This is a genomic window from Variovorax sp. PBS-H4, assembly GCF_901827205.1.
Taxonomy (GTDB): domain Bacteria; phylum Pseudomonadota; class Gammaproteobacteria; order Burkholderiales; family Burkholderiaceae_C; genus Variovorax.
In genome coordinates this window covers 3,203,426-3,228,882 of sequence record NZ_LR594675.1, presented here as the reverse complement: position 1 = coordinate 3,228,882, position 25,457 = coordinate 3,203,426, and the positions used below count along the sequence as shown (strand labels likewise).

The window sequence follows — 25,457 nt, the reverse complement described above, 5'->3', positions numbered from 1 at the left end:
GAATTATCATGGGCTGCTCCGTTCCGTTCGGCCCGCAGGGCTACCGCGTTTTCCCTTCCGTCCGCCGCCTCATTCGCATCCGTGCGTCGATTCCTCCTCACGCTCTTTCTCCTGGTCGCCTTCGTCGTCCTCGGCGCCGGCGCGGCAGGGCTTTGGTGGGTTCAGCATCCGCTGAAGCTGCCGGCGCCCACGGTGGACCTCTCGGTCGAGCCCGGCACCACGCCGCGGGGCGTCGCGCAGGCGGTGGCAGACGCAGGTGTGCGCGTGCCGTGGCAGCTGCTCTACGGCTGGTTCCGCTTCTCCGGACAGGACCGTCAGATCCGCGCCGGCAGCTACGAGCTCGAACAGGGCGTCACGCCGCGCCTGCTGCTCAACATGCTGGTGCGCGGCGAAGAGGCCACGCGCAGCATCGTGCTGGTCGAAGGATGGAACTTCCGCCAGGTGCGCGCTGCGCTCGCCAAGGCCGAGCAGCTGAAGCCGCAAATTGTCGGGCTGAGCGACGAGGAGCTCATGGCCCGGCTCGGCAAGCCCGCCGTGCGACCGGAAGGACGCTTCTTCCCCGACACCTACACCTATTCCAAGGGTTCCACCGACCTCGCCCTGCTGCAGCGGGCCATGCGGGCCATGGACAAGAAGCTCGAGGCCGCCTGGGCGGCGCGCGCGTCCGATCTGCCGCTCAAGACGCCCGAAGAGGCGCTGATCCTGGCCAGCATCGTCGAAAAGGAGACAGGCGCAGCCAAGGACCGGGCCGAGATCGCTGCCGTGTTCGTCAACCGGCTGCGCATCGGCATGCCGTTGCAGACCGACCCTACGGTGATCTACGGACTCGGAACGCGTTTCGACGGCAATCTGCGCAAGAAAGACCTGCAGGCCGACACGCCCTGGAACACCTACCTGCGGCCCGGCCTGCCGCCCACGCCGATCGCCCTGCCGGGCAAGGCCGCGCTGCTGGCGGCGGTGCAGCCGGCGCAGAGCAAGTCGCTGTACTTCGTCTCCCGCGGCGATGGTTCCAGCCATTTCAGCAGCTCACTCGACGAGCACAACCGGGCGGTGAACCGCTACCAGCGCGGCGCCGAGCCGGCACCACGGAGCGAACGATGACGCAGAAGGGACTGTTCCTCACGCTCGAAGGGATCGACGGCGCCGGGAAGTCCAGCCATGTCGATGCGCTGGAGGCACTGTTCAAGGCCCAGGGCCGGCAGGTCACGCGAACCCGCGAACCAGGCGGCACGCCGATGGCCGAGACGCTGCGCACGATGATCCTCACGCAGGCCATGGACCCGCTCACAGAGTCGCTGCTGGCGTTCGCCGCACGGCGCGACCATGTTGTCCAGGTCATCGAGCCGGCATTGGCGCGCGGCGAGGTGGTGCTGTGCGACCGCTTCACCGACGCCACCTTCGCCTACCAGGGCGCGGGGCGCGGCTACGACAAGGCAGTGCTCTCGACCCTGGAGCAGTGGGTGCAGGTGCGCGACGGCACGCTGCTGCAGCCGGCGGTGACGCTGTGGTTCGACCTGCCTCCCGAGATCGCTGCCGCACGCTTGGCCGGGACGCGGCTGCCCGACAAGTTTGAATCGCAGCCGGTCGAGTTCTTCCGCCGCGTCGCCGCCGGTTATGCCGAGCGCGCCGCGGCAGCGCCGCGCTTCGTGCGCATCGACGCGAACCAGCCGCGCGACCAGGTGTGGCAGCAGATCGAGGCGGCCTTGGTCCAGCGTGGCCTCGCCGGCAGCAAGCCGTGAGCGAAACGACCCTGGCGCCCTGGCTGCACAAGCCCCTGGCCGAACTGCTGCGGCAGCGTGGCCACGCCTGGCTGCTGCACGGGCCGTCGGGGCTGGGCCAGTACGAACTGGGTCTGGCGCTGGCAGCGGCCTGGCTCTGCGAGCAGCGCGACGAAGCGGGCGGGCAGGGCGCCTGCGGCCATTGCCCGAGCTGCCACGCCATCGGCGTGCGAACCCACGCCGATCTCTGCGTGCTGATGCCGGAAGTAGCCATGCAAGAGCTCGGCTGGCCGCTCGACGAAAAGAGCCAGGCCGACATCGACGACAAGAAGCGCAAGCCCAGCCGCGAGATCCGCGTGGAGGCAATGCGCGATGCGGTCGGCTTCGCCCAGCGGACCAGCGCGCGCGGGCGCGGCAAGGTCGTGCTGGTCTATCCGGCCGAGCGCATGAACACCATCACTGCCAACGCCTTGCTCAAGACGCTCGAGGAGCCGGTCGGCGACGTGCGCTTCGTGCTGGCCAGCGAAGCCGCCTGGCAACTGCTGCCCACCATTCGCAGCCGGTGCTTGGGCTTCACCTTGTCCTGGCCCGGCGACGACGAGGCGCGCGACTGGCTGGTGGGGCAGGGCGTCGCGGCGACAGACGCGGCAGGCCTGCTGCGCGCCGCCGGCGGACGGCCCAGCGATGCGCTGCGCCTCGCCGCCTCCGGCCAGTCGCCCAAGGCCTGGAGCCTTTTGCCCAAGGCCATGCTGCGTGGCGACGTCAGCGCGCTGGCCGACCATGCCCCAGCCCAGGCCATCAGCGCGCTGCAGAAGCTCTGCCACGACCTCATGACGGTGGACAGCGGCGCCGCCCCGCGCTTTTTCGAAGCCGCAGACCTGCCGGCCGTGCCCCCGAAATCCGCGCTGGCCCGGTGGGCCCGGTCGCTCGCCAATGCGGCAAAAACCGCAGAACATCCCTTCAATCCCGGCCTGATGCTCGAAGCACTTGTGAGCGAAGCACGAAGCACCCTAAACTCCGCGAGCCGCCGCTCATGAATACAACAGCCTCTCCTCCCCCCACCGCGCCCGCCCGACCCAGCGTCATCCAGCTCGCGATCAAGGAAAAGGGCGCACTCTATGCGGCCTACATTCCGCTTTTCGCCGAGGGCGGCATTTTCATCCCGACCTCGCGCGAGTACCGCCTGGGCGACGACGTCTACGTACTGCTCACGCTGCCCGAGGACCCGCAGCGCTACCCGGTGGCCGGCAAGGTCGCCTGGATCACGCCGGCGCGTGCGGCTGGCAACCGGGCGCCGGGCGTCGGCATTCGCTTCCCCTCGGACGAAAAGTCGCGCCAGCTCAAGGCGCGCATCGAAGAGGCGCTCGGCGGCATCGCGGCCTCCGACCGTCCTACCCAGACCATTTGAGCTCTGTTCGCATGATGCAGACCGCATGCGCTGCGGTCGCGCCGCCGTTTTCTGAAGGTTTGCGATGTTCACCGACTCCCATTGCCACCTGACCTTTCCCGAGTTCGCCGGCCAGATGCCGCAGATCCGCGAGGCCATGGCCGCCGCACAGGTCGACCGGGCGCTGTGCATCTGCACAACCCTGGAAGAATTTCCGCAGGTGCAGGCGTTGGCGGCTGGTTTTGACAACTTCTGGGCCAGTGTAGGCGTCCATCCGGACAACGAGGGCATCGCGGAGCCATCGGTAGAGGATCTGGTGACACGTTCCGCCCTGCCCAAGGTCGTGGCCGTCGGCGAGACCGGCCTCGACTACTACCAGATGGAGGAGCGAAAAGGGGGACGCAGCATTGCCGACCTGGCGTGGCAGCGCGACCGCTTCCGGGTGCACATCCGTGCGGCGCGGCAGGTGCGCAAACCGCTGATCATCCACACCCGCGAAGCTTCGGCCGACACCTTGGCGATCCTGAAAGAGGAGGGCGAGGATGGTTCGCCTGAAGCTGCCGGGGGCGTGTTCCATTGCTTCACCGAGACGGCCGACGTCGCCCGTGCGGCGCTGGAGCTGGGCTTCTACATTTCGTTCTCGGGCATCCTGACCTTCAGGAAGGCGCAAGACCTGCGCGACGTGGCGGCCTTCGTGCCGCTGGACCGCATGCTGATCGAAACCGACAGTCCCTATCTGGCGCCTGTCCCGTACCGCGGGAAGACCAACAATCCCTCCTACGTGCCGTTCGTGGCGCGGCAGATCGCCGAGCTGCGCAAGCTGCCGGTCGAGACCATCGGCGAGGTCACCACCCGTAATTTCGAGACCCTGTTTTCAGGCGTCAAAAGATGAAGAATTACCTTAAAAGAGCTTTGTATCTTGCTGTTTTTACAGCTTCTTTTTCCCTTTACGCAGGCTCCTTCGACGACTTTTTCCGGGCCGTTCGCAGCGACAACGCCGGTGGTGTTGCGGATCTGTTGAACCGCGGCTTCGACCCCAACACGCGCGATGAGCAAGGCCAGACCGGCTTGTTGATCGCCATGCGCGAGCCATCGCCCAAGGTTATCCAGGTGCTGCTGGACTCGCGCAAGACCGACGTGGAGGCGCGGAACGCGAAGGACGAAAGCCCATTGATGCTGGCAGCGCTCAAGGGTCAACAGGAGCTGGTGACGCGGCTGATCGCACGTGACGCAGACGTCAACAAGACGGGCTGGACTCCGCTGCATTACGCGGCTACCGGCGGGCACGTCGCGATCATCAAGCAGCTGCTGGAGCACTACGCCTTCATCGATGCGCAGTCGCCCAATGGGACCACGCCGCTGATGATGGCCGCGATGTACGGCTCCAGCGCCGCGGTTCAGCTGCTGCTTGACGAGGGTGCCGACACGGCGATGAAGAACCAACTGGGCATGACGGCGCTGGATTTCGCGCAGCGCGCCAATCGGCCAGACGCGGTGCGGTTGCTGAGCACGGCGGTTCGGGCGAGCAAGGCGCCGAGCGACGGGAAGTGGTGACCGAGCCTGGGTACGCCTGGGCTGGGCTGCCTTCTCGAGAAATACAATGTGCATTATGTTAAATAGGATGGCCACGTAATCAAGCGCAAGAAGGCCTGGGCCGCCCTGCAGCCGAAGCCTTGGCCTTGAGGCCCCTAGCCCGAGCACCCAGCTCGATTGCAGGCGCAGGCACCGAGTTGCGGTTGGCGTGAGTCCTCCCGGTCCCGTAGCCGTGTGGCCAACTGGGGGTCTCCTCGTTTTCAGTGCAATAAGTGACGGTACGCAAAGCTAGCACTGGCGCGGGGGTGGTCTGGGTAGACCGTTGATTTCATTGACTTTCCTGTTCGCTTTGTAAACGGGTATGGTGGCCTCCCACTTTTGAGGTTCACGATGCAGGGTTGGCACACAACGTTTTTGGGGATGCGTGGGCTCCCCCGCGATATCAGCGACTTCGAGATGAAGGCATTTTTCACCTTCGATGGTGCCGAGCGCGACGCAATCAATGCACGCCGAGGTGATTCCCACAAGCTTGGTCTGGCGCTCCATATTGGTTTCCTGCGCATGAGTGGGCGTTTGCTCGGTGCCTTTCGGGTAATTCCAGTAGCCTTGTGGCGCCACCTTGGCAACGAGCTTGGCATTGCAGCACCAGAAGTCGCCTCGCTGAGAGCCATGTATGAACGCGGGCGCACGCTATTCGATCACCAACAAGTAGCCTGCACGGTCCTTGGATTCCAGTGGATGAGCGAGCACCAGCGCCGCTCACTGGTACGTGAACTGCGCGACGAAGTGGCGCGCTGCGCCGACCGCGATCAGCTACTCGTGCGGGCGCGTCAATGGCTGTACAAGAACAAGCTGGTGATCGTGCACGAGCGGGCAATTCGGACACTGATTGCGGCGGCACTTGCCCAGCTTGAAGTTGAAACAGGCACCGCCATCGCCGCCAGCGTTGATCCAGCAACACTTGATCGCTGGCGAGCCTCAGTTTCAGAGCTGCGCCCAGATGGACAAACCCAGCAGAGTTGGCTATGGGCTGCACCGGCGAAACACTCAACCCGCCAAATCAGCGAGGTACTGGAGCGCATCGACCTGCTTTACACGCTGGACGTTCATAAGCACCTGGCAGACATCCCCGATCTCATCTTGCGCCGCTACGCGCGCCGACTTGTCTCCAGGCCGCCCTCAGCCGGAGCCAAGATCAAAGAGCCAGCGCGCACCGTGGAGGTCGCATGCTTTCTTCGGTATTGCCTGTTCACCACCACAGACCAGTTGATCCTTATGGTGCAGCGCCGGATCGCCGATCTGTGGCGTCAGGCTGCCGCCGATGTCCCCGCTACCGTCAATTGGGCCGCAATGTACAAAACGCTGCTCGGCGAACTTGTTGCCTTGAGCGCGCAAGGTGCGGTGCCAGATGCTGAGTTGCGTGCCCGTCTTGAAGCCTTGATCACCGAAACCCAGAAACGCAAACCACCGAGCAGGGCCTCCCTGGTCCGCGAGGGATTGATTGATGGAATTCGCCCCGTGCGGTCGTTGCTCGTCGCCATTGCAAAGCTGCCCTGGCAGGCCACCGGCGAGCATCCTGCCATCGAGTACCTTGCCAAGCTGCAAGCTTTATATCTCAAAGGATCCAGAAAGCTGCCAGTTGAAGTGGTGGCACCAAGTCTGGGAATGATCTGGCAGGTTTCGATCTCCAGCCCAGACCGGGAACGGGCGTTTCAGGCGTTGGAGGTGGCCACCCTGTTTGCCCTGCGCCGCGCGGTGCGCAATGGCTCGGTCTGGATTGAGCACAGCCTGAGCTTTCGGGGTCGTGCGCGCTTGTTCTTCACGGACGAGCGTTGGCAGGCAGAGTCCAAGAAACACTATGCCCGTCTATCGTTACCCAGCAAGGCTGCCACTTTCTTGAAGCCTTTGCTGGCCAGAGTAACTGCCGGTGTCGATGCGGTGGCCGCTGCAGCCCGCAGTGGCGTACTGCGCGTGGATGATGAACTCCATTTGTCGCCATTGCCCGCAGAGGACGAAGACCCAGAAGTGACCAAGCTGCGCGCGGCTTTGGATCACCGCATCGGTGAGGTTCAATTGCCGGAAGTGATTCTGGCCGTTGACGCCCAGGTGCGCTTTAGCTGGATCATGCTCGGACGTGAGCCGCGCTCTACCGACGAGCTGCTGATGGTCTATGCCGGCATCATGGCCCACGGCACCAGTCTGACTGCGGTCGAATGCGCGCGCATGATTCCGCAATTGTCTGCCACCAGCATTCGCCAGGCCATGCGCTGGGCGCGGGACGAACGGCGTCTGAGCCAGGCCTGCCAGGCTGTGCTGGAATTCATGCAGCGACACCCGATTGCCGCCACCTGGGGGCGGTCCGATTTGGCATCTTCTGACATGATGAGCATGGAGACCACCAAACGGGTGTGGCAAGCCCGGCTTGATCCTCGGCGCAACACACCTTCCATTGGAATCTACTCCCATGTAAAAGACCGGTGGGGCATCTTCCATGCGCAGCCCTTTGTGCTCAATGAGCGCCAGGCGGGCGTGGCCATTGAAGGTGTCATCCGCCAAGAAAAGCTGGAGACCAGCCAGCTTGCTGTGGATACCCATGGCTACACCGACTTTGCCATGTCACATGCCCGTTTGCTTGGTTTTGATCTTTGCCCGCGGTTGAAGGAACTCAAACAGCGCCACCTCTTTGTGCCACGCGGCACCAAAGTGCCCGCAGAAATCGCTGCGGTGTGCGAAGCCAATGTCGACGTCGCTTTGATCGAAAAGCATTGGGATAGTCTGGTGCACCTGGCAGCCTCGGTCATGAGCGGACATGCCAGTGCGGTGGCAGCTCTTGCGCGGTTCGGTTCTGCCGCCCAGGGCGATCCAATCTATGAGGCTGGCGTGCAATTGGGGCGGTTGCTGCGTACGGCGTTTTTGGCTGACTACTTTGTCAAGGACGCTTTCAGGAACGAGTTGCGCCGGGTGCTCAATCGGGGCGAGGCTGTTAACGCCCTCAAGCGCGCCATTTATACCGGCCGGATCAGCCCGGCGCAGGCCAAACGTGTCGATGAAATGCAGGCTGTGGCCGATGCGTTGAGCCTGATGGCCAACATCGTGATGGCGTGGAATACCTCACAGATGCAGGCGGTCCTGGATCGCTGGTCGAACCGCCGCCAGGTCATTCCACCGGAACTGATCGGGAAGATTGCGCCCACCAGGCTGGAGAGCATCAACTTGCGGGGTGTGTTTCGCTTCCCGGTTGACCGCTATGCTGACCAAATCCTGCCTTCGCGGCCAAATGCATCGATAACTGGCACCAATGGATGAAACCGACCACGGTTTGACGCCACGAATCGCAGATTTGAAAGTGAACAGGAAAGTCAATGAAATCAACGATCTACCAACACCACCTCCGCGCCAGTGCTAGCTTTTCGTACCGTCACTTATTGCACTGAAAACGAGGAGACCCCTTATTGCACTGAAAACGAGGAGACCCCGAGAAAGGCCGACGCGACATCCACATCCCGAAAGTGGAGGCACTGACGAGCTTCATGCTGCACGTCGGACGGCCCATGGAAGCCGCCGCCATGCAGTGAAGTCATTGCTGAAATAGCAGTTGGGGTCTCCTCGTTTTCAGTGCAATAAGTGACGGTACGAAAAGCTAGCACTGGCGCGGAGGTGGTGTTGGTAGATCGTTGATTTCATTGACTTTCCTGTTCACTTTCAAATCTGCGATTCGTGGCGTCAAACCGTGGTCGGTTTCATCCATTGGTGCCAGTTATCGATGCATTTGGCCGCGAAGGCAGGATTTGGTCAGCATAGCGGTCAACCGGGAAGCGAAACACACCCCGCAAGTTGATGCTCTCCAGCCTGGTGGGCGCAATCTTCCCGATCAGTTCCGGTGGAATGACCTGGCGGCGGTTCGACCAGCGATCCAGGACCGCCTGCATCTGTGAGGTATTCCACGCCATCACGATGTTGGCCATCAGGCTCAACGCATCGGCCACAGCCTGCATTTCATCGACACGTTTGGCCTGCGCCGGGCTGATCCGGCCGGTATAAATGGCGCGCTTGAGGGCGTTAACAGCCTCGCCCCGATTGAGCACCCGGCGCAACTCGTTCCTGAAAGCGTCCTTGACAAAGTAGTCAGCCAAAAACGCCGTACGCAGCAACCGCCCCAATTGCACGCCAGCCTCATAGATTGGATCGCCCTGGGCGGCAGAACCGAACCGCGCAAGAGCTGCCACCGCACTGGCATGTCCGCTCATGACCGAGGCTGCCAGGTGCACCAGACTATCCCAATGCTTTTCGATCAAAGCGACGTCGACATTGGCTTCGCACACCGCAGCGATTTCTGCGGGCACTTTGGTGCCGCGTGGCACAAAGAGGTGGCGCTGTTTGAGTTCCTTCAACCGCGGGCAAAGATCAAAACCAAGCAAACGGGCATGTGACATGGCAAAGTCGGTGTAGCCATGGGTATCCACAGCAAGCTGGCTGGTCTCCAGCTTTTCTTGGCGGATGACACCTTCAATGGCCACGCCCGCCTGGCGCTCATTGAGCACAAAGGGCTGCGCATGGAAGATGCCCCACCGGTCTTTTACATGGGAGTAGATTCCAATGGAAGGTGTGTTGCGCCGAGGATCAAGCCGGGCTTGCCACACCCGTTTGGTGGTCTCCATGCTCATCATGTCAGAAGATGCCAAATCGGACCGCCCCCAGGTGGCGGCAATCGGGTGTCGCTGCATGAATTCCAGCACAGCCTGGCAGGCCTGGCTCAGACGCCGTTCGTCCCGCGCCCAGCGCATGGCCTGGCGAATGCTGGTGGCAGACAATTGCGGAATCATGCGCGCGCATTCGACCGCAGTCAGACTGGTGCCGTGGGCCATGATGCCGGCATAGACCATCAGCAGCTCGTCGGTAGAGCGCGGCTCACGTCCGAGCATGATCCAGCTAAAGCGCACCTGGGCGTCAACGGCCAGAATCACTTCCGGCAATTGAACCTCACCGATGCGGTGATCCAAAGCCGCGCGCAGCTTGGTCACTTCTGGGTCTTCGTCCTCTGCGGGCAATGGCGACAAATGGAGTTCATCATCCACGCGCAGTACGCCACTGCGGGCTGCAGCGGCCACCGCATCGACACCGGCAGTTACTCTGGCCAGCAAAGGCTTCAAGAAAGTGGCAGCCTTGCTGGGTAACGATAGACGGGCATAGTGTTTCTTGGACTCTGCCTGCCAACGCTCGTCCGTGAAGAACAAGCGCGCACGACCCCGAAAGCTCAGGCTGTGCTCAATCCAGACCGAGCCATTGCGCACCGCGCGGCGCAGGGCAAACAGGGTGGCCACCTCCAACGCCTGAAACGCCCGTTCCCGGTCTGGGCTGGAGATCGAAACCTGCCAGATCATTCCCAGACTTGGTGCCACCACTTCAACTGGCAGCTTTCTGGATCCTTTGAGATATAAAGCTTGCAGCTTGGCAAGGTACTCGATGGCAGGATGCTCGCCGGTGGCCTGCCAGGGCAGCTTTGCAATGGCGACGAGCAACGACCGCACGGGGCGAATTCCATCAATCAATCCCTCGCGGACCAGGGAGGCCCTGCTCGGTGGTTTGCGTTTCTGGGTTTCGGTGATCAAGGCTTCAAGACGGGCACGCAACTCAGCATCTGGCACCGCACCTTGCGCGCTCAAGGCAACAAGTTCGCCGAGCAGCGTTTTGTACATTGCGGCCCAATTGACGGTAGCGGGGACATCGGCGGCAGCCTGACGCCACAGATCGGCGATCCGGCGCTGCACCATAAGGATCAACTGGTCTGTGGTGGTGAACAGGCAATACCGAAGAAAGCATGCGACCTCCACGGTGCGCGCTGGCTCTTTGATCTTGGCTCCGGCTGAGGGCGGCCTGGAGACAAGTCGGCGCGCGTAGCGGCGCAAGATGAGATCGGGGATGTCTGCCAGGTGCTTATGAACGTCCAGCGTGTAAAGCAGGTCGATGCGCTCCAGTACCTCGCTGATTTGGCGGGTTGAGTGTTTCGCCGGTGCAGCCCATAGCCAACTCTGCTGGGTTTGTCCATCTGGGCGCAGCTCTGAAACTGAGGCTCGCCAGCGATCAAGTGTTGCTGGATCAACGCTGGCGGCGATGGCGGTGCCTGTTTCAACTTCAAGCTGGGCAAGTGCCGCCGCAATCAGTGTCCGAATTGCCCGCTCGTGCACGATCACCAGCTTGTTCTTGTACAGCCATTGACGCGCCCGCACGAGTAGCTGATCGCGGTCGGCGCAGCGCGCCACTTCGTCGCGCAGTTCACGTACCAGTGAGCGGCGCTGGTGCTCGCTCATCCACTGGAATCCAAGGACCGTGCAGGCTACTTGTTGGTGATCGAATAGCGTGCGCCCGCGTTCATACATGGCTCTCAGCGAGGCGACTTCTGGTGCTGCAATGCCAAGCTCGTTGCCAAGGTGGCGCCACAAGGCTACTGGAATTACCCGAAAGGCACCGAGCAAACGCCCACTCATGCGCAGGAAACCAATATGGAGCGCCAGACCAAGCTTGTGGGAATCACCTCGGCGTGCATTGATTGCGTCGCGCTCGGCACCATCGAAGGTGAAAAATGCCTTCATCTCGAAGTCGCTGATATCGCGGGGGAGCCCACGCATCCCCAAAAACGTTGTGTGCCAACCCTGCATCGTGAACCTCAAAAGTGGGAGGCCACCATACCCGTTTACAAAGCGAACAGGAAAGTCAATGAAATCAACGGTCTACCCAGACCACCCCCGCGCCAGTGCTAGCTTTGCGTACCGTCACTTATTGCACTGAAAACGAGGAGACCCCTTCTCGATGAAGCGGATCACATCGCCCCGCGCCAGGCGCGAGAACGCGCGGCTCACGGACTCCAGCGTCATGCCCAGGTAATTGCCGATCTCTGCTCGGGTCATGTGGAGCGTGATCTGGTCAGTGCGCAGCCCGCGCTGCGCGAGCGCGTCAGCCCAATAGCGCAGGAAGCCAGCGACGCGTGCGTCTGCCGGCAAGGTGCACAGCGAGAGGAAGGATTCGTGGTCGCGCGTGAGCTCTCGGCTCATCGCTTCGTGGAGCGCAGTCAGCAGCGCTGGGGCACGGAGCGCCGCCTGGAGCAAGGCGTCGTAGCGGATCGCCCAGACCTCGCCAGTGTCCATGGCGATCGCGTCGCAGCCGTAGTGCCCTGCCGCAATGCCGTCGAGCCCTAGCCAGTCACCCTTGAAATGGACGCTGACCACCTGTTCGCGGCCTTCGCTGGACAGGTTGACCATCTTGAAGAAGCCGGAGTTGATCACGTAAAGGCAGGCGAACGGCTGTCCCACCTGATACACGGTGTCTCCCGTCCGCACGACGCGCCGCTGGATGGCGACGTTGCTCTCCAGCAGTTGGAGGGCATTGGAGATGCGCTGGGCGCCCGACGGGGCGGCCTTGGGGTGGCAGATGGCTTCGGTCATTGCACGTTCCTCAAATCGATGGACGAAGCTTAGAAAGGCACTGCAACCGTGGCACCAATGCGATCGGGCTCTCGGTAACAGTGCGTGAACGCTGTGTGTCGAATCGGTGTCGGCATTCGGCCAAGATGCGCAGACATTGACGGGCATCAAGCCGAAAGCGGCGCCAAGCCCTACCTTTTGCGCTTGTGAACTCCGCCATCTTCGACCCTCCAGACGGTGCGCCGCTGCACGCGCCCTTGCCCGGCGGGAGCATCTTGCAGGCCTTCAGTGCGGCCGAGCGCCTGCGAGCGGGCGCACGTGCGGGCACTCTGGGCCAGCCATTGCGCGGAAAGAACCTGGCTCTGCTGCTCCGCCCTGACAGCTCGGGCGCGGAGATTGCCGCGCTACGGCGGGCTGCGCAGGACATGGGCGCGAGGGTGGCCGAGCTTCGATTCGCCGCTCCGGAGGAGCCCGCAGTTCCTGGGCGCGACGACATCCGCACGCTGGGGCGCGTGCTGGGCCGAATGTATGACGCTGTCGACTGCGGGCAGTTGCCGCCCGATGCAGCGCGAGCGGTCGAGCAGGACGCGGCCATACCGGTTTACCGTGGCCTGAGCCTGGACGACCATCCCGCCCGCGCCCTGGCGGACCTCATGACGCTGCGCGAGCACCGGTCCCCACTCGGCGCGTCGATCGTGTTCCTGGGCGATCCGACCACCGCGCGCGGCCGCTACTTCGTCGCAGCCGCTCGGGAAGCGCAATTCGAGGTACGCATCGCTGACCGCGGACAGTCGGCGCGAGACGAAGCGGCCTTCCTCGTAGACGCCATGCGCTCCCCGCGCTGGTCGCTGATGGCATCTGCCTGCGCGATCGACGAAGCCCGCCGCGCGGAGAACCACCGCAGCGTGATGCAGGCCGTGCTCCTGGACACGATCGGCAAGGGCTGACAGCTCAGCCCCCTGCCACAGCCATGTCGCGGCGACGAGCGAAACGTGGCGACTCCCCTGCCCTCAAGTCACGCGCACGATCCGGATGACGCGGCGCAGGCACGGCGGCCGGCCTGCGACGCTTGATGTGCGTCAACCGCGCGCACGCTGCACGCGTCCTCAGCCCTCCGGGCTGTTGATCTCCTTGGCAGGTTTTGTCAGCAGCAGCGTCAAGGCGCTCGCGCTGGCCGCCAGCAGCCAGAAGACAAAAAAGCCGCCCGTGTAGACCGCCTGCGGCGACAGGCCGAGCGCCTCGCCACGCCATTGAAGGTCGGCCGGGTCGAACAGCGCGAACACCAGCAGTTCGGTCGCACAAGCCAGCAGGAAGGCTGGCCAGAGAATCGACATCCAGTCCTGCGTCTTCATGACCTTCATCGCCGGGGCGCGGGCACGTCGGAGTCCGGCGTCACCGCGTGGTTGCGTCCGGCCAGGGCCGGCATCAGTTTCTTGTCCGCGAGGGGCTTGTCGATCTCGATGCCGCGGCGGTAGTAGTCCGGGTCGACCACCGGGTCGGGCGTTCGCAGTGCAAGAAAGAGCGTGACAAAGCTCGCTGCAATGACAAGGGCCGGGCCTGCCATCACCATCCAGACCAGCGGAAATTGCCACCAGTCTGCTTTTGGGGCAGCCCCTGCAACTCCTGCTTCCGGTTTGGGCGAAATCGCCTTGGGGTCGTTCATCGAGGTCTCCTGGAAGTTCGGTTTCGGCGGAGCATTCAACGGGGCACCATGAAGGCGGCCTTCTCCGACACCTGTGCACTGCCGTCCGTCGAGCGCACGTCGAAGTGCACCGGGTGGGAGCCGGCGGCGGCGCTGCCGTACGGCAGTTGCAGCCGCACCGCGACCCAGCGCGACTGCGCGGGTCCGACTTCGACCGGCTCCGCAGGCGCCACACTGAGTCCCTCGAGGCCGTGCGCCTCGATGCGGTAGCGCTGCGGCCGCTCGGTCGCGTTCATGATCTGCAGCCGGTAGACGTTCTCGAGCTGCCCGCCTTCCACGATGCGCGCCAGCGAGGCGCGGTCGCGCACCACGTCGACCTTCAGCGGCGTGCGCACCACCAGGCTCGCGAGCACGCCGACGGTCAATGCGGTCAGCGCGGCGGCATAGATCAGCACCCGTGGGCGCAGGACCCGGCGCAGCACCTGGGCGCGCGTCCATCGGCCGGCCATGCTGTTCTGGGTCGCGTACCGGATCAGCCCGCGCGGCGTTGCCATTCGGTCCATGACCGTGTTGCAGGCGTCCACGCACAGGCCGCAGCCGATGCACTCGTACTGCAGACCTTCGCGGATGTCGATGCCGGTCGGGCAAACCTGCACGCACAGCGTGCAGTCGATGCAGTCGCCGACGCCCAGTGAACGCGCATCGCTGCCTTTCGCCCGAAAACCGCGAGGCTCGCCGCGCGCGGTGTCGTAGCTCACGATCAGCGTGTCGCGATCGAACATGGCGCTCTGAAAGCGCGCATAGGGGCACATGTACATGCAGACCTGCTCGCGCATGAAGCCGGCGTTGCCGTAGGTCGCAAAGCCGTAGAAGAAGACCCAGAAGGCTTCCCACGAGCCCATCCGCGTCTGCAGGAATTCAAGGCCCAGCTCGCGGATCGGCGTGAAGTAGCCGACGAAGGTGAAACCGGTCCACAGCGCAATGCCGAGCCAGACGATGTGTTTGAACCACTTCTTGACCAGCTTCTCGAGCGAGAACTCGCCCTCGTCCAGCCGCATGCGCGCGACGCGATTGCCCTCGATCTTGTGCTCGACCCACATGAAGATCTCGGTGTAGACGGTCTGCGGGCACGCATAGCCGCACCACAGCCGGCCGGCAACTGCCGTAAAGAGGAACAGCGAGAGCGCCGAGATCACCAGCAGCCCCGTCAGGTAGATCAGGTCCTGCGGGTACAGCACCAGGCCGAGGATGTAGAAGCGCCGGGCCCCGAGGTCGAACAGCACGGCCTGGCGCTGGCCCCATTCGACCCACGGAAGGCCGTAGAACACGAGCTGCGTCATGAACACGAACGCCCAGCGCCAGCGCGCGAAGATCCCGCGCACCGTACGCGGGTAGATCTTCCGGTGCGCGGCGAAGAGTCCGCCGTTTTCCGGCGCGGTGGCGATCGGGATCACCTGGTGCGCGTGCCCGGCGGGTGTTGGAGCGGTTTCCTGCATGGCGCGCCTACGGGGCCGGGACGGGCTTGTTCGACAGGCCCCAGACGTAGGCGGCCAGCACATGGATCTGCGCTTCGGTCAGGCGGCCCTGCTGCGCCGGCATCTGGTTGGTCCGGCCGGTGTTGATGATGGAGATGATCGCCTCCTGCCCGTAGCCGTGCAGCCAGACCTTGTCAGCAAGGTTGGGCGCGCCCAGCGCCGGATTGCCGGTGCCCCCGATGCCATGGCACGCCGCGCATGCGCTGAACTTGGCCTTGCCCAGGCCGGCACGCACCGAATCGTGCGGGCTGCCCGAAAGGCTCAACACGTAGTTGGCGACGTTCTTGACGTCCTCGGGCGTGCCTACCGCGGCCGCCATCGGCGGCATGACGCCTGTCCGCCCCAGCGTGATCGATTCCTTGATCTTCTCGGGCGCGCCGCCATGCAGCCAGTCGTTGTCCGCCAGGTTGGGAAAGCCCTTGCTGCCGCGTGCATCCGAGCCGTGGCACTGCGCGCAGTTGTTGAGGAACAGGCGCTCGCCGATCGCCACCGCAGCCGGCGCGCCGGCCACGCGCTCGACAGGCATCGCCGCATAGGCGGCATAGACGGGTTCGAGCTCGCGGGCGGCTCGCGCCTGGTCGTTCCTGTACTCGCTTTCGGTGCTCCACGCCAACTCGCCCTTGTAGCTCCCGAGCCCGGGGTAGGCCACCAGGTAGGCGAGGCCGAAGACGATGGTGATGACGAACAGGCCTATCCACCAGCGCGGCATGGGATTGTTCGCCTCGCGCAGGTCCTCGTCCCAGACATGGCCCGTGGTGCTGCCCTCCCCTTTGGTGGTCGGTGCGCGCGCCATCAGCCACAGCAGCACCGCGCACAGCCCGATGCTGACCAGCGTGGCGATGGCCACATAGTTCGACCAGAAGTCGCTGAAGAAGTCGCTCATGAAGGTCTCTCAGTCCTGTTCGAGGAGGAGCCGGCCCGCTTCTTCGAAGGCCTTCGCGCGACGGCGCGAGAAGGTCCACACGAGAATGCCGATGAAGGCGGCGAAGGAGGCCAGCGTGGCTGCGATCCGCAAGGTAGTGATGTCCATCTGCATGTCCTTACTTGAGCGCCAGGCCGAGCGACTGGAGATAGGCGACCAGCGCGTCCAACTCGCTCTTGCCCTTGACTTCGGCCGGCGCGGCAGCGATCTGCGCGTCGGTGAAAGGCACGCCGACCCGTCGCAGCGCGCGCATGTGGGCCTCGGCCTCGGCACCGTCGAGCGGCGCCTTGTCGAGCCAGGCGTAGGCCGGCATGTTCGATTCGGGCACCAGGTCGCGCGGGTTGGTCAAGTGAATGCGATGCCACTCGTCGCTGTACTTGCCGCCGACGCGGTGGAGGTCGGGGCCAGTGCGCTTGCTTCCCCACTGGAAGGGGTGGTCGTACACGAACTCGCCCGCCACCGAGTAGTGGCCGTAGCGCAGCGTCTCCGCCCTGAACGGCCGGATCATCTGCGAGTGGCAGTTGTAGCAGCCCTCGCGCACATAGATGTCGCGGCCCAGCACCTGCATGGAGGTCGGCGGCTGCATGCCCGCCACGGCCTGCGTGGTCGACTTCTGGAAGAACAGCGGCACGATCTCCACCAGGCCGCCGACGGCGACGACCAGCAGGATCAGCACGACCATCAGGAAGTTGTTGGTCTCGATCTTCTCGTGGGAGAAGCCGGATTCGGGGTTGCTCGAGCTCATGGTTTCCTCAGGCGTGTGCGGCGGCGGCGGAGAGCGGAATGGTGGCGCGTGCCGAGCGCCCGGAGAGCACGGTCATCCAGACGTTCCACGCCATGACCAGCATGCCGGACAGGTAAAGCAGGCCGCCGATCATCCGCACCACGTAGTACGGATAGGTGGCCTTGACGCCCTCGACGAAGGTGTAGGTGAGCGTGCCGTCGGCGTTCACGGCGCGCCACATCAGTCCCTGCATCACGCCGGCGATCCACATGGCCGCGATGTAGAGCACGATGCCGACAGTGGACATCCAGAAATGCAGCTCGATGGCCTTGACGCTGTGCATCTCCGTGCGGCTGTACATCCGCGGGATCAGGTAGTAGAGCGAACCCATCGTGATCAGCCCGACCCACCCGAGCGCACCGGCATGCACGTGGCCCACCGTCCAGTCGGTGTAGTGCGACAGTGCGTTCACCGTCTTGACCGACATCATCGGTCCCTCGAAGGTCGCCATGCCATAGAACGAGAGCGCCACGATCAGGAAGCGCAGGATCGGATCGGTGCGCAGCTTGTGCCAGGCGCCCGACAACGTCATGATCCCGTTGATCATCCCGCCCCAGCTCGGCGCCAGCAGGATCAGCGAGAACACCATGCCGACCGACTGCGTCCAGTCGGGCAGCGCGGTGTAGTGCAGGTGGTGGGGCCCCGCCCACATGTAGGTGAAGATCAGCGCCCAGAAGTGCACGATCGAAAGCCGGTACGAGTACACCGGCCGGCCGGCCTGCTTGGGGATGTAGTAGTACATCATCCCGAGGAAGCCCGCCGTGAGGAAGAAGCCCACGGCGTTGTGGCCGTACCACCACTGCACCATCGCGTCCTGCACGCCGGCATAGGCCGAGTAGCTCTTCATCCAGCCGGCCGGGATGGCCGCGCTGTTGACGATGTGCAGCAGTGCCACCGCGATGATGAAGGCACCGTAGAACCAGTTGGCCACGTAGATGTGGCGGACCTTGCGCGTGCCGATGGTGCCGAAGAACACGACCGCATAGGCCACCCACACCAGCGCAATCAGGATGTCGATCGGCCACTCGAGCTCGGCGTACTCCTTGCCGCTCGTGTAGCCCATCGGCAGGCTGATGGCGGCGGCGACGATCACCGCCTGCCAGCCCCAGAAAACGAAAGACGCCAGGCCGGGCGCGAACAGGCGGACCTGGCAGGTGCGCTGCACCACGTGGAAACTGGTCGCCATCAGCGCGCAGCCGCCGAAGGCGAAGATCACCGCGTTGGTGTGCAGCGGCCGCAGGCGCCCGTAGCTGAGCCAGGGGATGCCGAAGTTGAGTTCAGGCCATGCCAGCTGCGACGCGATGATCACGCCGACCAGCATGCCGACCACGCCCCAGACTACGGACATGAGGGCAAACTGCCGCACGACCGTGTCGCTGTAGACGGCTTGGGAGGGATTGGAGGGTTGCATCTTCGTGGCCTTGTCTTGGTGGCGCCAGTGTCCGGGCGCCGCATGGCCGGCGGCTTGATGCAGATCAATCGTTTCGCAGAATGCGCTCGCCTTCGCCTTCGATGTCGTCGAACTGGCCACGCTCGACCGCCCACCAAAGACCGGCCAGGATCACCAGCACGAGCACCACAGAAAAGGGGACCAGCAGGAAGAGGATGTCCATCAGTCTCTCCTGCCTGCCGGCCTGGCCAGGCGCGCCGCGTTGAGCACCACCACCAGCGAACTCGCCGCCATGCCCAGCCCGGCGAGCCAGGCAGGCAGCCAGCCTGTCAGCGCCATCGGCACGCACAGCGCGTTGTAGCCGGCCGCCCACCAGAGGTTCTGGCGCACGATGCGCAGGGTGCGGCGCGCCTGCGCGATGGCCTGCGGGATGGCCGCGAGCGAATCGCCCAGCACGACGAAATCGGCGCGCGCCTGCGCCAGCGGGACCGCGGCGCCGACCGCGAAGGACGCGTTGGCCTGCGCGAGCACCGGGCCGTCGCCGTCGCCGACCATGGCGACCCGACCGCCATGCGCCTGCAGCGCCTGCAGCACGCGCAGCTTGGCCTCCGGCGTGCAGTCCCCTTGGAACACGCCGATACCCGCGCGCCGCGCAACACGTCCTGCGCGGCAGCGGCACGGTCGCCGGACAGGAGTTGCACGGCAACGCCCTGCTCCCGCAGCGCGGCCACGCGATCCCGACAGCATCGCTGCGCAGTTCCTCGGCCAACACAAAGCTGGCGATCCAGCCCTGCGGATCGCTCAGGTGCACCTGCGCCGCGTCGCGACCTGCAGCGGCTCGACGTCGCAGAATGCCGCCGAGCCCAGGCGCAGTCGGCGCGCCGCCCCCCCCGCATCGCCTGCACGGCGCAAGCGGCCCTCGGAGTCCCATGCCGCTGTATTCGGTCGTGCCTAGAAGTTCCCATGCCGGGGGAGAGCGAAATTGCGAACGCCACGCGCCGACCATCGCGCGTGCGGCCGGATGCAGCGATTGCGCGCCGAGCGCGGCGGCGAGCTCGACCGCGTCGCCCGGCCGCAGGCCCTTGCGGCAATAGACGCGCTCCAGCCTGGGCGTATCGCGCGTCAGTGTGCCGGTCTTGTCGAACACGACGGTGTCCACAGTTGCCAGCGCCTCGAGCGCCTGAAGATTGCGCACCATCACGCCGCCGCGCGCCATTGCACCCGCGCTGGCCAGCATGGCCGCCGGCGTGGCGAGCGACAGCGCGCAGGGGCAGGTCACGATCAGCACCGCTACCGCGACCATCAACGCGCGACCGGGATCGACCTGCCACCAGAACGCGGCAGCCAGCGCGGCGGCGGCAAGCACGGCCAGCAGGAAGGGCCGCGCCGCACGGTCCGCCAGTTGGGCGAGCCGCGGCTTCTGCAACGAAGCGCTCTCCATCAATGCGACGATCTGAGCGAAGCGCGTGCCCTGCCCCACTGATTCCACCTGCACCTGCACGGGCGACGAGAGATTGTGGCTGCCGGCCAGCACGTGCGCGCCGCAGGGGCGCGGCACCGGGCGCGATTCGCCGGTCAGCAGGGCTTCGTCCGCCGTGGTGTCGCCCGCGGTCACGACGCCGTCCGCCGGAAAGGCTTCGCCAGGCAGCACGCGCACCACGTCGCCGCGCACGAGCCGCCGCACGGCGACGCGCAAGAAGGCCCCGTCGGCGCCGAGCCGCTCGACGCTGTCCGGCAGCCGGTTCATCAAGGCTTCCAGGGACCCGGCCGTGCGGTCCCGCAATCGTGCTTCCAGCCATCGCCCCGTCAGCAGGAAGAACACGAACATCGTGAGCGAATCGAAGTAGACCTCGCCGCCCAGGGGTCCCGCGGCGTCGAAGGTGGCTGCTGTGCTGACCGCGAAGGTCACGGCAATGCCGAGCGCCACGGGCAGGTCCATGCCGACGCGTCGCATGCGCAGGTCGCGCAGCGCGCTGCGAAAAAACGGACCGCACGAGAACAGCATCACCGGCAGCGTCAGTACCCACGATGCCCAGCGAAGCAGCTGCGCGGCGTCCGGCGCCAGGTCACCGGGCTGGGCGATATACGCGGGATAGGCGTACATCATCACCTGCATCATGCAGAAGCCCGCGACCAGCCAGCGCCAGAGCGCCAGCCGGGCCTCGCGCGTGCGTCGCGCGCGCAGGGCCGTGTCCGCGGCGGGCAGCAGCCGGTATCCGGCTGCAGCACTGGCGCCAAACCAGCGGGAAGGACTCACGGCTGCGGCCGACCAGACCACACGCGCCCGCCGGGTCGCCGCATTGACTTCGACCTTGCACACGCCCGGCACCTGCGCCAGCACCGCCTCCACCGTGAACGCACACGCCGCGCAGTGCATGCCCTCGACCACGACCTGCGATTCCCAGCGGCCGGTGGCGGCGTCGCCGTCGAGCGGTCGCCCGAAGGCGTGCCACTCGGCCGGGTCGTCGAGCGCCGTCCAGCCGGCCTTCGATTCGGCATCAGCGCATGTTGGGTCCGCGCCGGTGGCCCGGGTCGCCGAGAGTGCAGCTTGCATGTGGCGAGGCTACGGGGCCGCACGTGCCCCTGGATTGATCTGTATCAACCCGCTTGCGCGCCAGCCGTCTACGCTTGGCAACATCGCTTCATCGGAAACACCATGTTCAAACGCATCCTCGTCGCGACCGACGGCTCGACGCTCTCGAAGAAGGCCGTGTCCAGCGCCATCGCGCTTGCGGCGCAGCATGACGCCGACCTCGTCGCGCTTACCGTCATACCGCGCTATCCAACGAACTACTTCGACGGCGCGATGTCGTTCTCGCACCAGGATGTCGCGCGCATCGAGAAGCAGTGGGCCGACAAGGCGCAGGGCCTGCTCGACGCGATCGGTGCGCGGGCCAAGGCAGCCGGCATTCGCGCCAAGACGGTCGCAGTCACTTCGGACCGGGTGGCCGATGCGGTCATCGCGGCGTCGAAGAAGCACAAGAGCGACCTGATCGTGATGGCCTCGCACGGGCGCAAAGGGATCAAGCGGCTGTTGCTGGGCAGCGAGACGCAGCATGTGCTGACGCATTCGGCGCTGCCTGTGCTGGTGCTTCGATAGCGGGCGGCTCGCATCGAGGCGAACGAACTTCTCGAAACCCTGCAGGAGCTTGTACCTTGACCACGAAACAGTCCGCCATGCTGAAGGCATTTGCGTTCGTTCTTGCCACCCTGGCGGCGACCGGTTTGCTGGTGGCCGCAGGCTTGGCGGAATCTCCACAGGCGCAGGCCGCTACCGTACGGCCGGCCTGACGTTGGCGCCCTCAGAAGCTGGGGGCGTCCGGATCGGGGGCCCTTGTCGAAAGCGCCTTCTGGGCTTCCGAGAACCTTTCACCGAAGTAGGCGTCGAGCCGCCCTTCGATGCCTCCTTGCTCCGTCGCCTGGGCCTTCAGGGCTACAGGCGTCGCGCCGTTGTCCTTGGATTTCACGCCGCTGTCGTAGCAGGCGGAGATGGTGAGTGCTGCGCACATAAAGATCGATGTGCGAATTCCCATGACGATGTTCATACCGGCTCCTGGGTGTGGCCAAACCGACGCGGATGATTGGAGGTCAAGTTCTGCGCACCTCGCCGTTCAAGCCGAAGCCGGCCGAGGGCGGGTTGCGTGCAGCACTTCGCGATGACGCGTGCAACAAGGTTCCGATTGCGGGACCCATACCACCGTCTGTCGTCGGGCCCAGATGGCCTCTCGAGTTTCAAGTCTCCGCGGAGGTCCGGGTAACGCGGGCCGCTGGAGCCATGGCGTCGACCGCAGTGTCCGACGCGTTCGCTATCGTAGAAGGCCCGCCGGAGAGTGCAATAGCCTGAACGACATAGTGGTTGCAACCGCGGCGAGTTGCTGCGCCGTTCTTCGAATCGCGCATCTCCGTCGCGCGGTGCGTGACCGGAAGTGGGTTGATCCAGATCAACGCCTGGAGACCGCGTCCCGCTACGCTGTGAACACCCGAACAATGTCCCGAGGATTCAAGCGCGACACCCGCTTCCGGAGCACCCCGGACCTGTGGAGGCCTCGCCAAACGCAACAAGAGAGCTCCCAATGTCTTCTTCCATGGAACACGGCGTGTCATCGCCGGGCGCGGCCGATCCGCCTGTCACCGAACGGCAACTGGCCGAGCTCCTCCACACGCGCCGCACCGTGCTGCCCCGGCGGCTCGGCGCGCCGGGACCCACGCAGCCCGAACTCGAACATATCCTCGGCGCCGCCGCCGCGGCGCCCGATCATGGAGGACTCGTGCCATGGCGCTTCGTCATCGTTCCACCACCGCAACGCGGGCGGCTGGGCGAAGTTTTGGCGCGGTCCCTGGAGGAACGCGACACCGCCGCCACGCCTGACCAGCGCGGCATGGAGCGCGAGAAGGCATTCCAGGCACCGGTCCTGATGCTCGCAATCGTTCGGCTCGGCCCCCAGAACGAGCAGATCCCGGCGACCGAGAGAATCCTGTCGGCCGGATGCGCCATCCAGAACATGCTGCTGACTGCGACCGTCCTGGGCTACGGCTCTGCCCTCACCAGCGGCGAGTCGCTCCAGTCTGCCGAGCTGCGCGCGTTGTTCGGCGTGGAGGAACACGAGGAGCCGCTGTGCTTCATCAGCGTGGGCACGGTGCTGGCCCACAAAGAGGGCCCGGCACGGCCAGCGCTCGAGCGCTATGTCTCACAACTGGGGCCCGTACGCGGACATTGACGCGTTCTGCTTGGCGCTGACATGGCGCCGGTGAGCACGGTCCAGGGCGCGGGCTACATCCTCGTCTCGAAGGTGGAGATGCCCTGACGCCCGCGCCTGCGCACCTTGAGCGTCGACCCGGCGTTTTCCCGCGTTGAAACCTGCCGCGGTATCTTGACAATCAACCTTCGGCCATCCAACGCGCAGGACCGCGCATCGCCATGAACACCACCACGCATTCCGAAATCCAGAAGCTCGTCTCCGCCGAGGAATGGCAATTGCGCGTGGACCTCGCGGCCTGCTACCGGCTCGTCGCCCTCCACGGCTGGAGCGACCTCGTCTTCACCCACATCAGTGCGCGCGTGCCGGGGCCCGATCACCATTTCCTGATCAATCCCTACGGGCTGATGTTCGACGAGATCACCGCCTCGAGCCTGGTCAAGGTGGACCAGGACTGCAGCAAGGTGATCACCTCGCCCTACCCCGTCAATCCCGCGGGCTTCGTCATTCATAGCGCCATCCATGCGGCCCGGCCGGACATCCAGTGCGTGCTGCACACCCACACGCGTGCGGGCATCGCCGTCAGCGCGCAAAAAGACGGCGTGCTGCCGATCAGCCAGCAATCCACCTTCGTGCTGGCCTCGCTGGCCTACCACGACTACGAGGGCGTGGCCTTCCGCGACGACGAGAAGCCGCGGCTGCAGGCCGACATGGGCGAAGCCAACTTCCTGATGCTGCGCAACCATGGCTTGCTGACCGTGGGCAAGACCATCGCCGACGCGTTCCTGTCGATGTACACCTTCGAAAACACCTGCCAGATCCAGATCGCCGCACAGGCAGGCGGCGGCGAACTCACCCATGTCGATCCGCGCATCATCGAAGGCGTGGGGCAGGCGCTGAAGGTGCAGACCGGTGGCTTGGGCGGGGCCTTCGTCTGGCCTGCGTTGATCCGCAGGCTCGACCGGATCGACTCGACCTACAAGAACTAGTAGCGGGCCGCGGCCGGCAGTCTCGCTACCCGTACTTACCCTCAGCGCACTGACGGCGGATCGACAGCTTCGATTCCTACGATTTCTCCGAGGCCGCCCGAGACGCGGGCCGCCCACGGCGCAGTTCGCGCACTACAGGAGACATCGACCATGCAGATCACCGGCATGTTGCACGGCGCACGCCTGCTGCAATTCGCGGGCTTTCCGGCCACCGAGGTGCTGGGCCCCGCGGCCAGCGAAGAGGAAATCAAGGCGCTGATCGACAAGTACGGGCTCATCTTCGTCAAGCCCGTTTTCAAGGGCGGCATCGGCAAGAAGGGCAAGGCCGGCCTGCTGGGCCGGGCCACCGACCTGAAGACCGCACTCGCCGAAAAGGAACGCCTCTACTTCGCCGAGCACACGGTCGGCCATGTCAAGGCCAAGGCAAACGGCGTGACCTTCGAGGCCGGCGTGCCGGCCAAGCACGAGGTCTACTTTTCCATCAGCGACTCCACCCGCTTCCGCGCGCCGACCATGACGCTCACGCACATGGGCGGCATGGACATCGAGGAGCTGGACAAGACCCAGGTCGCGACGGTGCCCTTCGACCCCCTGACCGGCCTGAAGGCCTTCGTGGTGGCGAACGCGCTCACCGAGATCGGCGCGCCGAAGGAGATCATCTCGCCGCTGGTCCAGCAGTTGCCCAAGCTGTGGGAACTGTTCCATGACTTCGGGATGACCACGCTGGAGCTCAACCCGATCCGCATGCGCGAGGACAAGAAGGGCCGGCTCACGCCGGTCGCCTGCGACTTCAAGTGCGGCTTCGACCGCGACGACCCGCGCTGGCTGCGCCTGGGTCTGCCGCCCCATCTGTTCGCGGCCGACTACTCGGACTTCGAGCAAGAGATCAACACCCTGCGCACGCACCAGGGGCAGAGCGACGTGTACGTGATCAACGAGAACGGCACGGTGCTCGCCCCTACCTTCGGCGGTGGCGCCAACTCGCTGGTGACCGAGATGCTGGGCGACGACGCGATCATCAGTTCCGACTTCGGCGGCAACCCGCCCTACGAGAAGATGAAGGAGGTGGCGCGCATCTGCTTCAGGCACTGGCTCAAGCAGGCCAACGTGCTCTTCATCATCGGCGGCAAGAGCAACAACACCGACATCTTCGAGACCCTGCGCGCGATGGCCGACGCGCTGCGCGAGCACTTCAGCCAGCATGGACCAACGCCTCTCTACGTGGTGGTGGGCCGTGGCGGGCCGAACCTGGTGCGCGGCATGGGCGCGCTGCGCGACACCTGCGATGCCCTGGGCCTGCCCTACCGCCTCTTCGGCTTCGACTCCGACATGAGCGAGGTGATCCAGTTCGCCCGCAAGGTCAACGCGTGGATGAAGGACGGCGGCCGCGAGCAGGTCGCGGCGCGCCTTGGCATCCAGGCCGCAGCGGCCGCTTGAAAGGG

At 64.9% G+C, this 25,457-nt stretch carries 23 protein-coding genes and 2 pseudogenes; 13 read left to right on the top strand and 12 right to left on the bottom strand.

The features are described from left to right. Positions 1 to 81 precede the first annotated feature (81 nt). From mltG to E5CHR_RS15305, 7 genes are all read left to right on the top strand, one after another. On the top strand, positions 82 to 1,101 hold the full coding sequence (gene mltG, locus E5CHR_RS15335) for an endolytic transglycosylase MltG (RefSeq protein ID WP_162580643.1): 1,020 nt from the start codon (positions 82 to 84) through the stop codon (positions 1,099 to 1,101). Continuing rightward, on the top strand, positions 1,098 to 1,739 hold the full coding sequence (tmk, locus tag E5CHR_RS15330) for a dTMP kinase (protein ID WP_162580642.1): 642 nt from the start codon (positions 1,098 to 1,100) through the stop codon (positions 1,737 to 1,739). Before mltG ends, tmk begins: the two co-directional genes overlap by 4 nt. Next, a complete protein-coding gene (locus E5CHR_RS15325) occupies positions 1,736 to 2,755 on the top strand; it encodes a DNA polymerase III subunit delta' (RefSeq protein ID WP_162580641.1) in 1,020 nt (339 codons plus the stop codon). Before tmk ends, E5CHR_RS15325 begins: the two co-directional genes overlap by 4 nt. Further along, on the top strand, positions 2,752 to 3,126 hold the full coding sequence (locus tag E5CHR_RS15320) for a PilZ domain-containing protein (RefSeq protein ID WP_162580640.1): 375 nt from the start codon (positions 2,752 to 2,754) through the stop codon (positions 3,124 to 3,126). Before E5CHR_RS15325 ends, E5CHR_RS15320 begins: the two co-directional genes overlap by 4 nt. 64 nt (positions 3,127 to 3,190) lie before the next feature. Next, complete coding sequence (locus tag E5CHR_RS15315; protein WP_162580639.1) at positions 3,191 to 3,997, top strand: TatD family hydrolase; 807 nt, start codon at positions 3,191 to 3,193, stop codon at positions 3,995 to 3,997. After that, positions 3,994 to 4,659, top strand: a complete 666-nt coding sequence (locus E5CHR_RS15310; RefSeq protein ID WP_162580638.1) for an ankyrin repeat domain-containing protein — start codon at positions 3,994 to 3,996, stop codon at positions 4,657 to 4,659. The genes E5CHR_RS15315 and E5CHR_RS15310 overlap by 4 nt, the downstream gene beginning before the upstream one ends. Positions 4,660 to 5,028: 369 nt before the next feature. Next, positions 5,029 to 7,944 (top strand): Tn3-like element IS1071 family transposase, encoded by a 2,916-nt coding sequence (locus E5CHR_RS15305; protein ID WP_003049965.1) that lies wholly within the window; start codon positions 5,029 to 5,031, stop codon positions 7,942 to 7,944. 434 nt (positions 7,945 to 8,378) lie between these two features. On the opposite strand, the gene E5CHR_RS15300 is transcribed toward E5CHR_RS15305, so the two are convergent. Together E5CHR_RS15300 and E5CHR_RS15295 are read right to left on the bottom strand one after the other, a co-directional pair. After that, on the bottom strand, positions 8,379 to 11,294 hold the full coding sequence (locus tag E5CHR_RS15300) for a Tn3-like element IS1071 family transposase (protein ID WP_003049965.1): 2,916 nt from the start codon (positions 11,292 to 11,294) through the stop codon (positions 8,379 to 8,381). 114 nt (positions 11,295 to 11,408) lie between these two features. Continuing rightward, the gene (locus E5CHR_RS15295) at positions 11,409 to 12,077 is read right to left on the bottom strand and encodes a Crp/Fnr family transcriptional regulator (protein ID WP_162580637.1); all 669 of its coding nucleotides are present in this window, start codon (positions 12,075 to 12,077) and stop codon (positions 11,409 to 11,411) included. A 185-nt stretch (positions 12,078 to 12,262) separates the two neighbouring features. Between E5CHR_RS15295 and E5CHR_RS15290 the strand changes: the two genes are divergently transcribed. Further along, positions 12,263 to 13,003 carry a hypothetical protein gene (locus E5CHR_RS15290; RefSeq protein ID WP_162580636.1) on the top strand — a complete coding sequence of 247 codons (741 nt, stop codon included), beginning with the start codon at positions 12,263 to 12,265 and terminating at the stop codon, positions 13,001 to 13,003. Positions 13,004 to 13,162: 159 nt separating this feature from the next. Here E5CHR_RS15290 and E5CHR_RS15285 read toward each other — a convergent pair whose 3' ends face one another. From E5CHR_RS15285 to E5CHR_RS15245, 9 genes and pseudogenes are all read right to left on the bottom strand, one after another. Then, on the bottom strand, positions 13,163 to 13,408 hold the full coding sequence (locus tag E5CHR_RS15285; RefSeq protein WP_162580635.1) for a hypothetical protein: 246 nt from the start codon (positions 13,406 to 13,408) through the stop codon (positions 13,163 to 13,165). Positions 13,409 to 13,413: 5 nt separating this feature from the next. Further along, positions 13,414 to 13,719: a FixH family protein gene (locus E5CHR_RS15280; RefSeq protein ID WP_443083077.1), complete on the bottom strand. Its 306-nt coding sequence runs from the start codon at positions 13,717 to 13,719 to the stop codon at positions 13,414 to 13,416. Between the two features lie 35 nt (positions 13,720 to 13,754). Then, entirely contained in the window at positions 13,755 to 15,194 is a 1,440-nt protein-coding gene (gene ccoG, locus E5CHR_RS15275; RefSeq protein WP_162580634.1) for a cytochrome c oxidase accessory protein CcoG, read from the bottom strand. Positions 15,195 to 15,201: 7 nt separating this feature from the next. After that, positions 15,202 to 16,116 (bottom strand): cytochrome-c oxidase, cbb3-type subunit III, encoded by a 915-nt coding sequence (ccoP, locus tag E5CHR_RS15270; protein ID WP_162580633.1) that lies wholly within the window; start codon positions 16,114 to 16,116, stop codon positions 15,202 to 15,204. Between the two features lie 9 nt (positions 16,117 to 16,125). Next, the gene (locus tag E5CHR_RS15265; RefSeq protein WP_162583733.1) at positions 16,126 to 16,263 is read right to left on the bottom strand and encodes a cbb3-type cytochrome oxidase subunit 3; all 138 of its coding nucleotides are present in this window, start codon (positions 16,261 to 16,263) and stop codon (positions 16,126 to 16,128) included. Between the two features lie 10 nt (positions 16,264 to 16,273). Then, a complete protein-coding gene (gene ccoO, locus E5CHR_RS15260) occupies positions 16,274 to 16,900 on the bottom strand; it encodes a cytochrome-c oxidase, cbb3-type subunit II (protein WP_162580632.1) in 627 nt (208 codons plus the stop codon). A gap of 7 nt (positions 16,901 to 16,907) precedes the next feature. Then, positions 16,908 to 18,350 carry a cytochrome-c oxidase, cbb3-type subunit I gene (gene ccoN / locus E5CHR_RS15255; RefSeq protein ID WP_162580631.1) on the bottom strand — a complete coding sequence of 481 codons (1,443 nt, stop codon included), beginning with the start codon at positions 18,348 to 18,350 and terminating at the stop codon, positions 16,908 to 16,910. A 64-nt stretch (positions 18,351 to 18,414) separates the two neighbouring features. Beyond that, positions 18,415 to 18,540, bottom strand: a pseudogene (gene ccoS / locus E5CHR_RS15250) (cbb3-type cytochrome oxidase assembly protein CcoS); the annotation flags it as partial. An 11-nt stretch (positions 18,541 to 18,551) separates the two neighbouring features. Beyond that, positions 18,552 to 20,883 (bottom strand): annotated as a pseudogene (locus E5CHR_RS15245) (heavy metal translocating P-type ATPase). 102 nt (positions 20,884 to 20,985) lie between these two features. Here E5CHR_RS15245 and E5CHR_RS15240 point away from each other — a divergent pair. Then, positions 20,986 to 21,429: a universal stress protein gene (locus E5CHR_RS15240; RefSeq protein ID WP_162580629.1), complete on the top strand. Its 444-nt coding sequence runs from the start codon at positions 20,986 to 20,988 to the stop codon at positions 21,427 to 21,429. A gap of 56 nt (positions 21,430 to 21,485) precedes the next feature. After that, positions 21,486 to 21,620: a hypothetical protein gene (locus E5CHR_RS31980; RefSeq protein ID WP_269474051.1), complete on the top strand. Its 135-nt coding sequence runs from the start codon at positions 21,486 to 21,488 to the stop codon at positions 21,618 to 21,620. 11 nt (positions 21,621 to 21,631) lie between these two features. Here the strand turns inward: E5CHR_RS31980 and E5CHR_RS15235 are convergent, their stop codons facing one another. Further along, entirely contained in the window at positions 21,632 to 21,874 is a 243-nt protein-coding gene (locus E5CHR_RS15235) for a hypothetical protein (protein ID WP_162580628.1), read from the bottom strand. A gap of 528 nt (positions 21,875 to 22,402) precedes the next feature. Between E5CHR_RS15235 and E5CHR_RS15230 the strand changes: the two genes are divergently transcribed. The 3 genes from E5CHR_RS15230 (at position 22,403) to E5CHR_RS15220 (ending at position 25,452) form a co-directional block, all read left to right on the top strand. Next, positions 22,403 to 23,047: a nitroreductase family protein gene (locus E5CHR_RS15230; RefSeq protein ID WP_232062069.1), complete on the top strand. Its 645-nt coding sequence runs from the start codon at positions 22,403 to 22,405 to the stop codon at positions 23,045 to 23,047. A 200-nt stretch (positions 23,048 to 23,247) separates the two neighbouring features. Continuing rightward, the gene (locus E5CHR_RS15225) at positions 23,248 to 24,015 is read left to right on the top strand and encodes a class II aldolase/adducin family protein (RefSeq protein WP_162580627.1); all 768 of its coding nucleotides are present in this window, start codon (positions 23,248 to 23,250) and stop codon (positions 24,013 to 24,015) included. Between the two features lie 150 nt (positions 24,016 to 24,165). Beyond that, positions 24,166 to 25,452, top strand: coding sequence for an ATP citrate lyase citrate-binding domain-containing protein (locus E5CHR_RS15220; protein ID WP_162580626.1), 1,287 nt, complete (start codon positions 24,166 to 24,168; stop codon positions 25,450 to 25,452). Positions 25,453 to 25,457: the final 5 nt, after the last annotated feature.

Excerpts from the sequence above, each read along its gene's own strand:
- tmk (WP_162580642.1), top strand. The coding sequence starts at position 1,098 with ATGACGCAGAAGGGACTGTTCCTCACGCTCGAAGGGATCGACGGCGCC.
- E5CHR_RS15320 (WP_162580640.1), top strand. The coding sequence starts at position 2,752 with ATGAATACAACAGCCTCTCCTCCCCCCACCGCGCCCGCCCGACCCAGC.
- E5CHR_RS15315 (WP_162580639.1), top strand. The coding sequence starts at position 3,191 with ATGTTCACCGACTCCCATTGCCACCTGACCTTTCCCGAGTTCGCCGGC.
- E5CHR_RS15310 (WP_162580638.1), top strand. The coding sequence starts at position 3,994 with ATGAAGAATTACCTTAAAAGAGCTTTGTATCTTGCTGTTTTTACAGCT.
- E5CHR_RS15305 (WP_003049965.1), top strand. The coding sequence starts at position 5,029 with ATGCAGGGTTGGCACACAACGTTTTTGGGGATGCGTGGGCTCCCCCGC.
- E5CHR_RS15300 (WP_003049965.1), bottom strand. The coding sequence starts at position 11,294 with ATGCAGGGTTGGCACACAACGTTTTTGGGGATGCGTGGGCTCCCCCGC.
- E5CHR_RS15295 (WP_162580637.1), bottom strand. The coding sequence starts at position 12,077 with ATGACCGAAGCCATCTGCCACCCCAAGGCCGCCCCGTCGGGCGCCCAG.
- E5CHR_RS15285 (WP_162580635.1), bottom strand. The coding sequence starts at position 13,408 with ATGAAGACGCAGGACTGGATGTCGATTCTCTGGCCAGCCTTCCTGCTG.
- E5CHR_RS15280 (WP_443083077.1), bottom strand. The coding sequence starts at position 13,719 with ATGAACGACCCCAAGGCGATTTCGCCCAAACCGGAAGCAGGAGTTGCA.
- ccoG (WP_162580634.1), bottom strand. The coding sequence starts at position 15,194 with ATGCAGGAAACCGCTCCAACACCCGCCGGGCACGCGCACCAGGTGATC.
- ccoP (WP_162580633.1), bottom strand. The coding sequence starts at position 16,116 with ATGAGCGACTTCTTCAGCGACTTCTGGTCGAACTATGTGGCCATCGCC.
- E5CHR_RS15265 (WP_162583733.1), bottom strand. The coding sequence starts at position 16,263 with ATGGACATCACTACCTTGCGGATCGCAGCCACGCTGGCCTCCTTCGCC.
- ccoO (WP_162580632.1), bottom strand. The coding sequence starts at position 16,900 with ATGAGCTCGAGCAACCCCGAATCCGGCTTCTCCCACGAGAAGATCGAG.
- ccoN (WP_162580631.1), bottom strand. The coding sequence starts at position 18,350 with ATGCAACCCTCCAATCCCTCCCAAGCCGTCTACAGCGACACGGTCGTG.
- E5CHR_RS15240 (WP_162580629.1), top strand. The coding sequence starts at position 20,986 with ATGTTCAAACGCATCCTCGTCGCGACCGACGGCTCGACGCTCTCGAAG.
- E5CHR_RS15235 (WP_162580628.1), bottom strand. The coding sequence starts at position 21,874 with ATGAACATCGTCATGGGAATTCGCACATCGATCTTTATGTGCGCAGCA.
- E5CHR_RS15230 (WP_232062069.1), top strand. The coding sequence starts at position 22,403 with ATGTCTTCTTCCATGGAACACGGCGTGTCATCGCCGGGCGCGGCCGAT.
- E5CHR_RS15225 (WP_162580627.1), top strand. The coding sequence starts at position 23,248 with ATGAACACCACCACGCATTCCGAAATCCAGAAGCTCGTCTCCGCCGAG.
- E5CHR_RS15220 (WP_162580626.1), top strand. The coding sequence starts at position 24,166 with ATGCAGATCACCGGCATGTTGCACGGCGCACGCCTGCTGCAATTCGCG.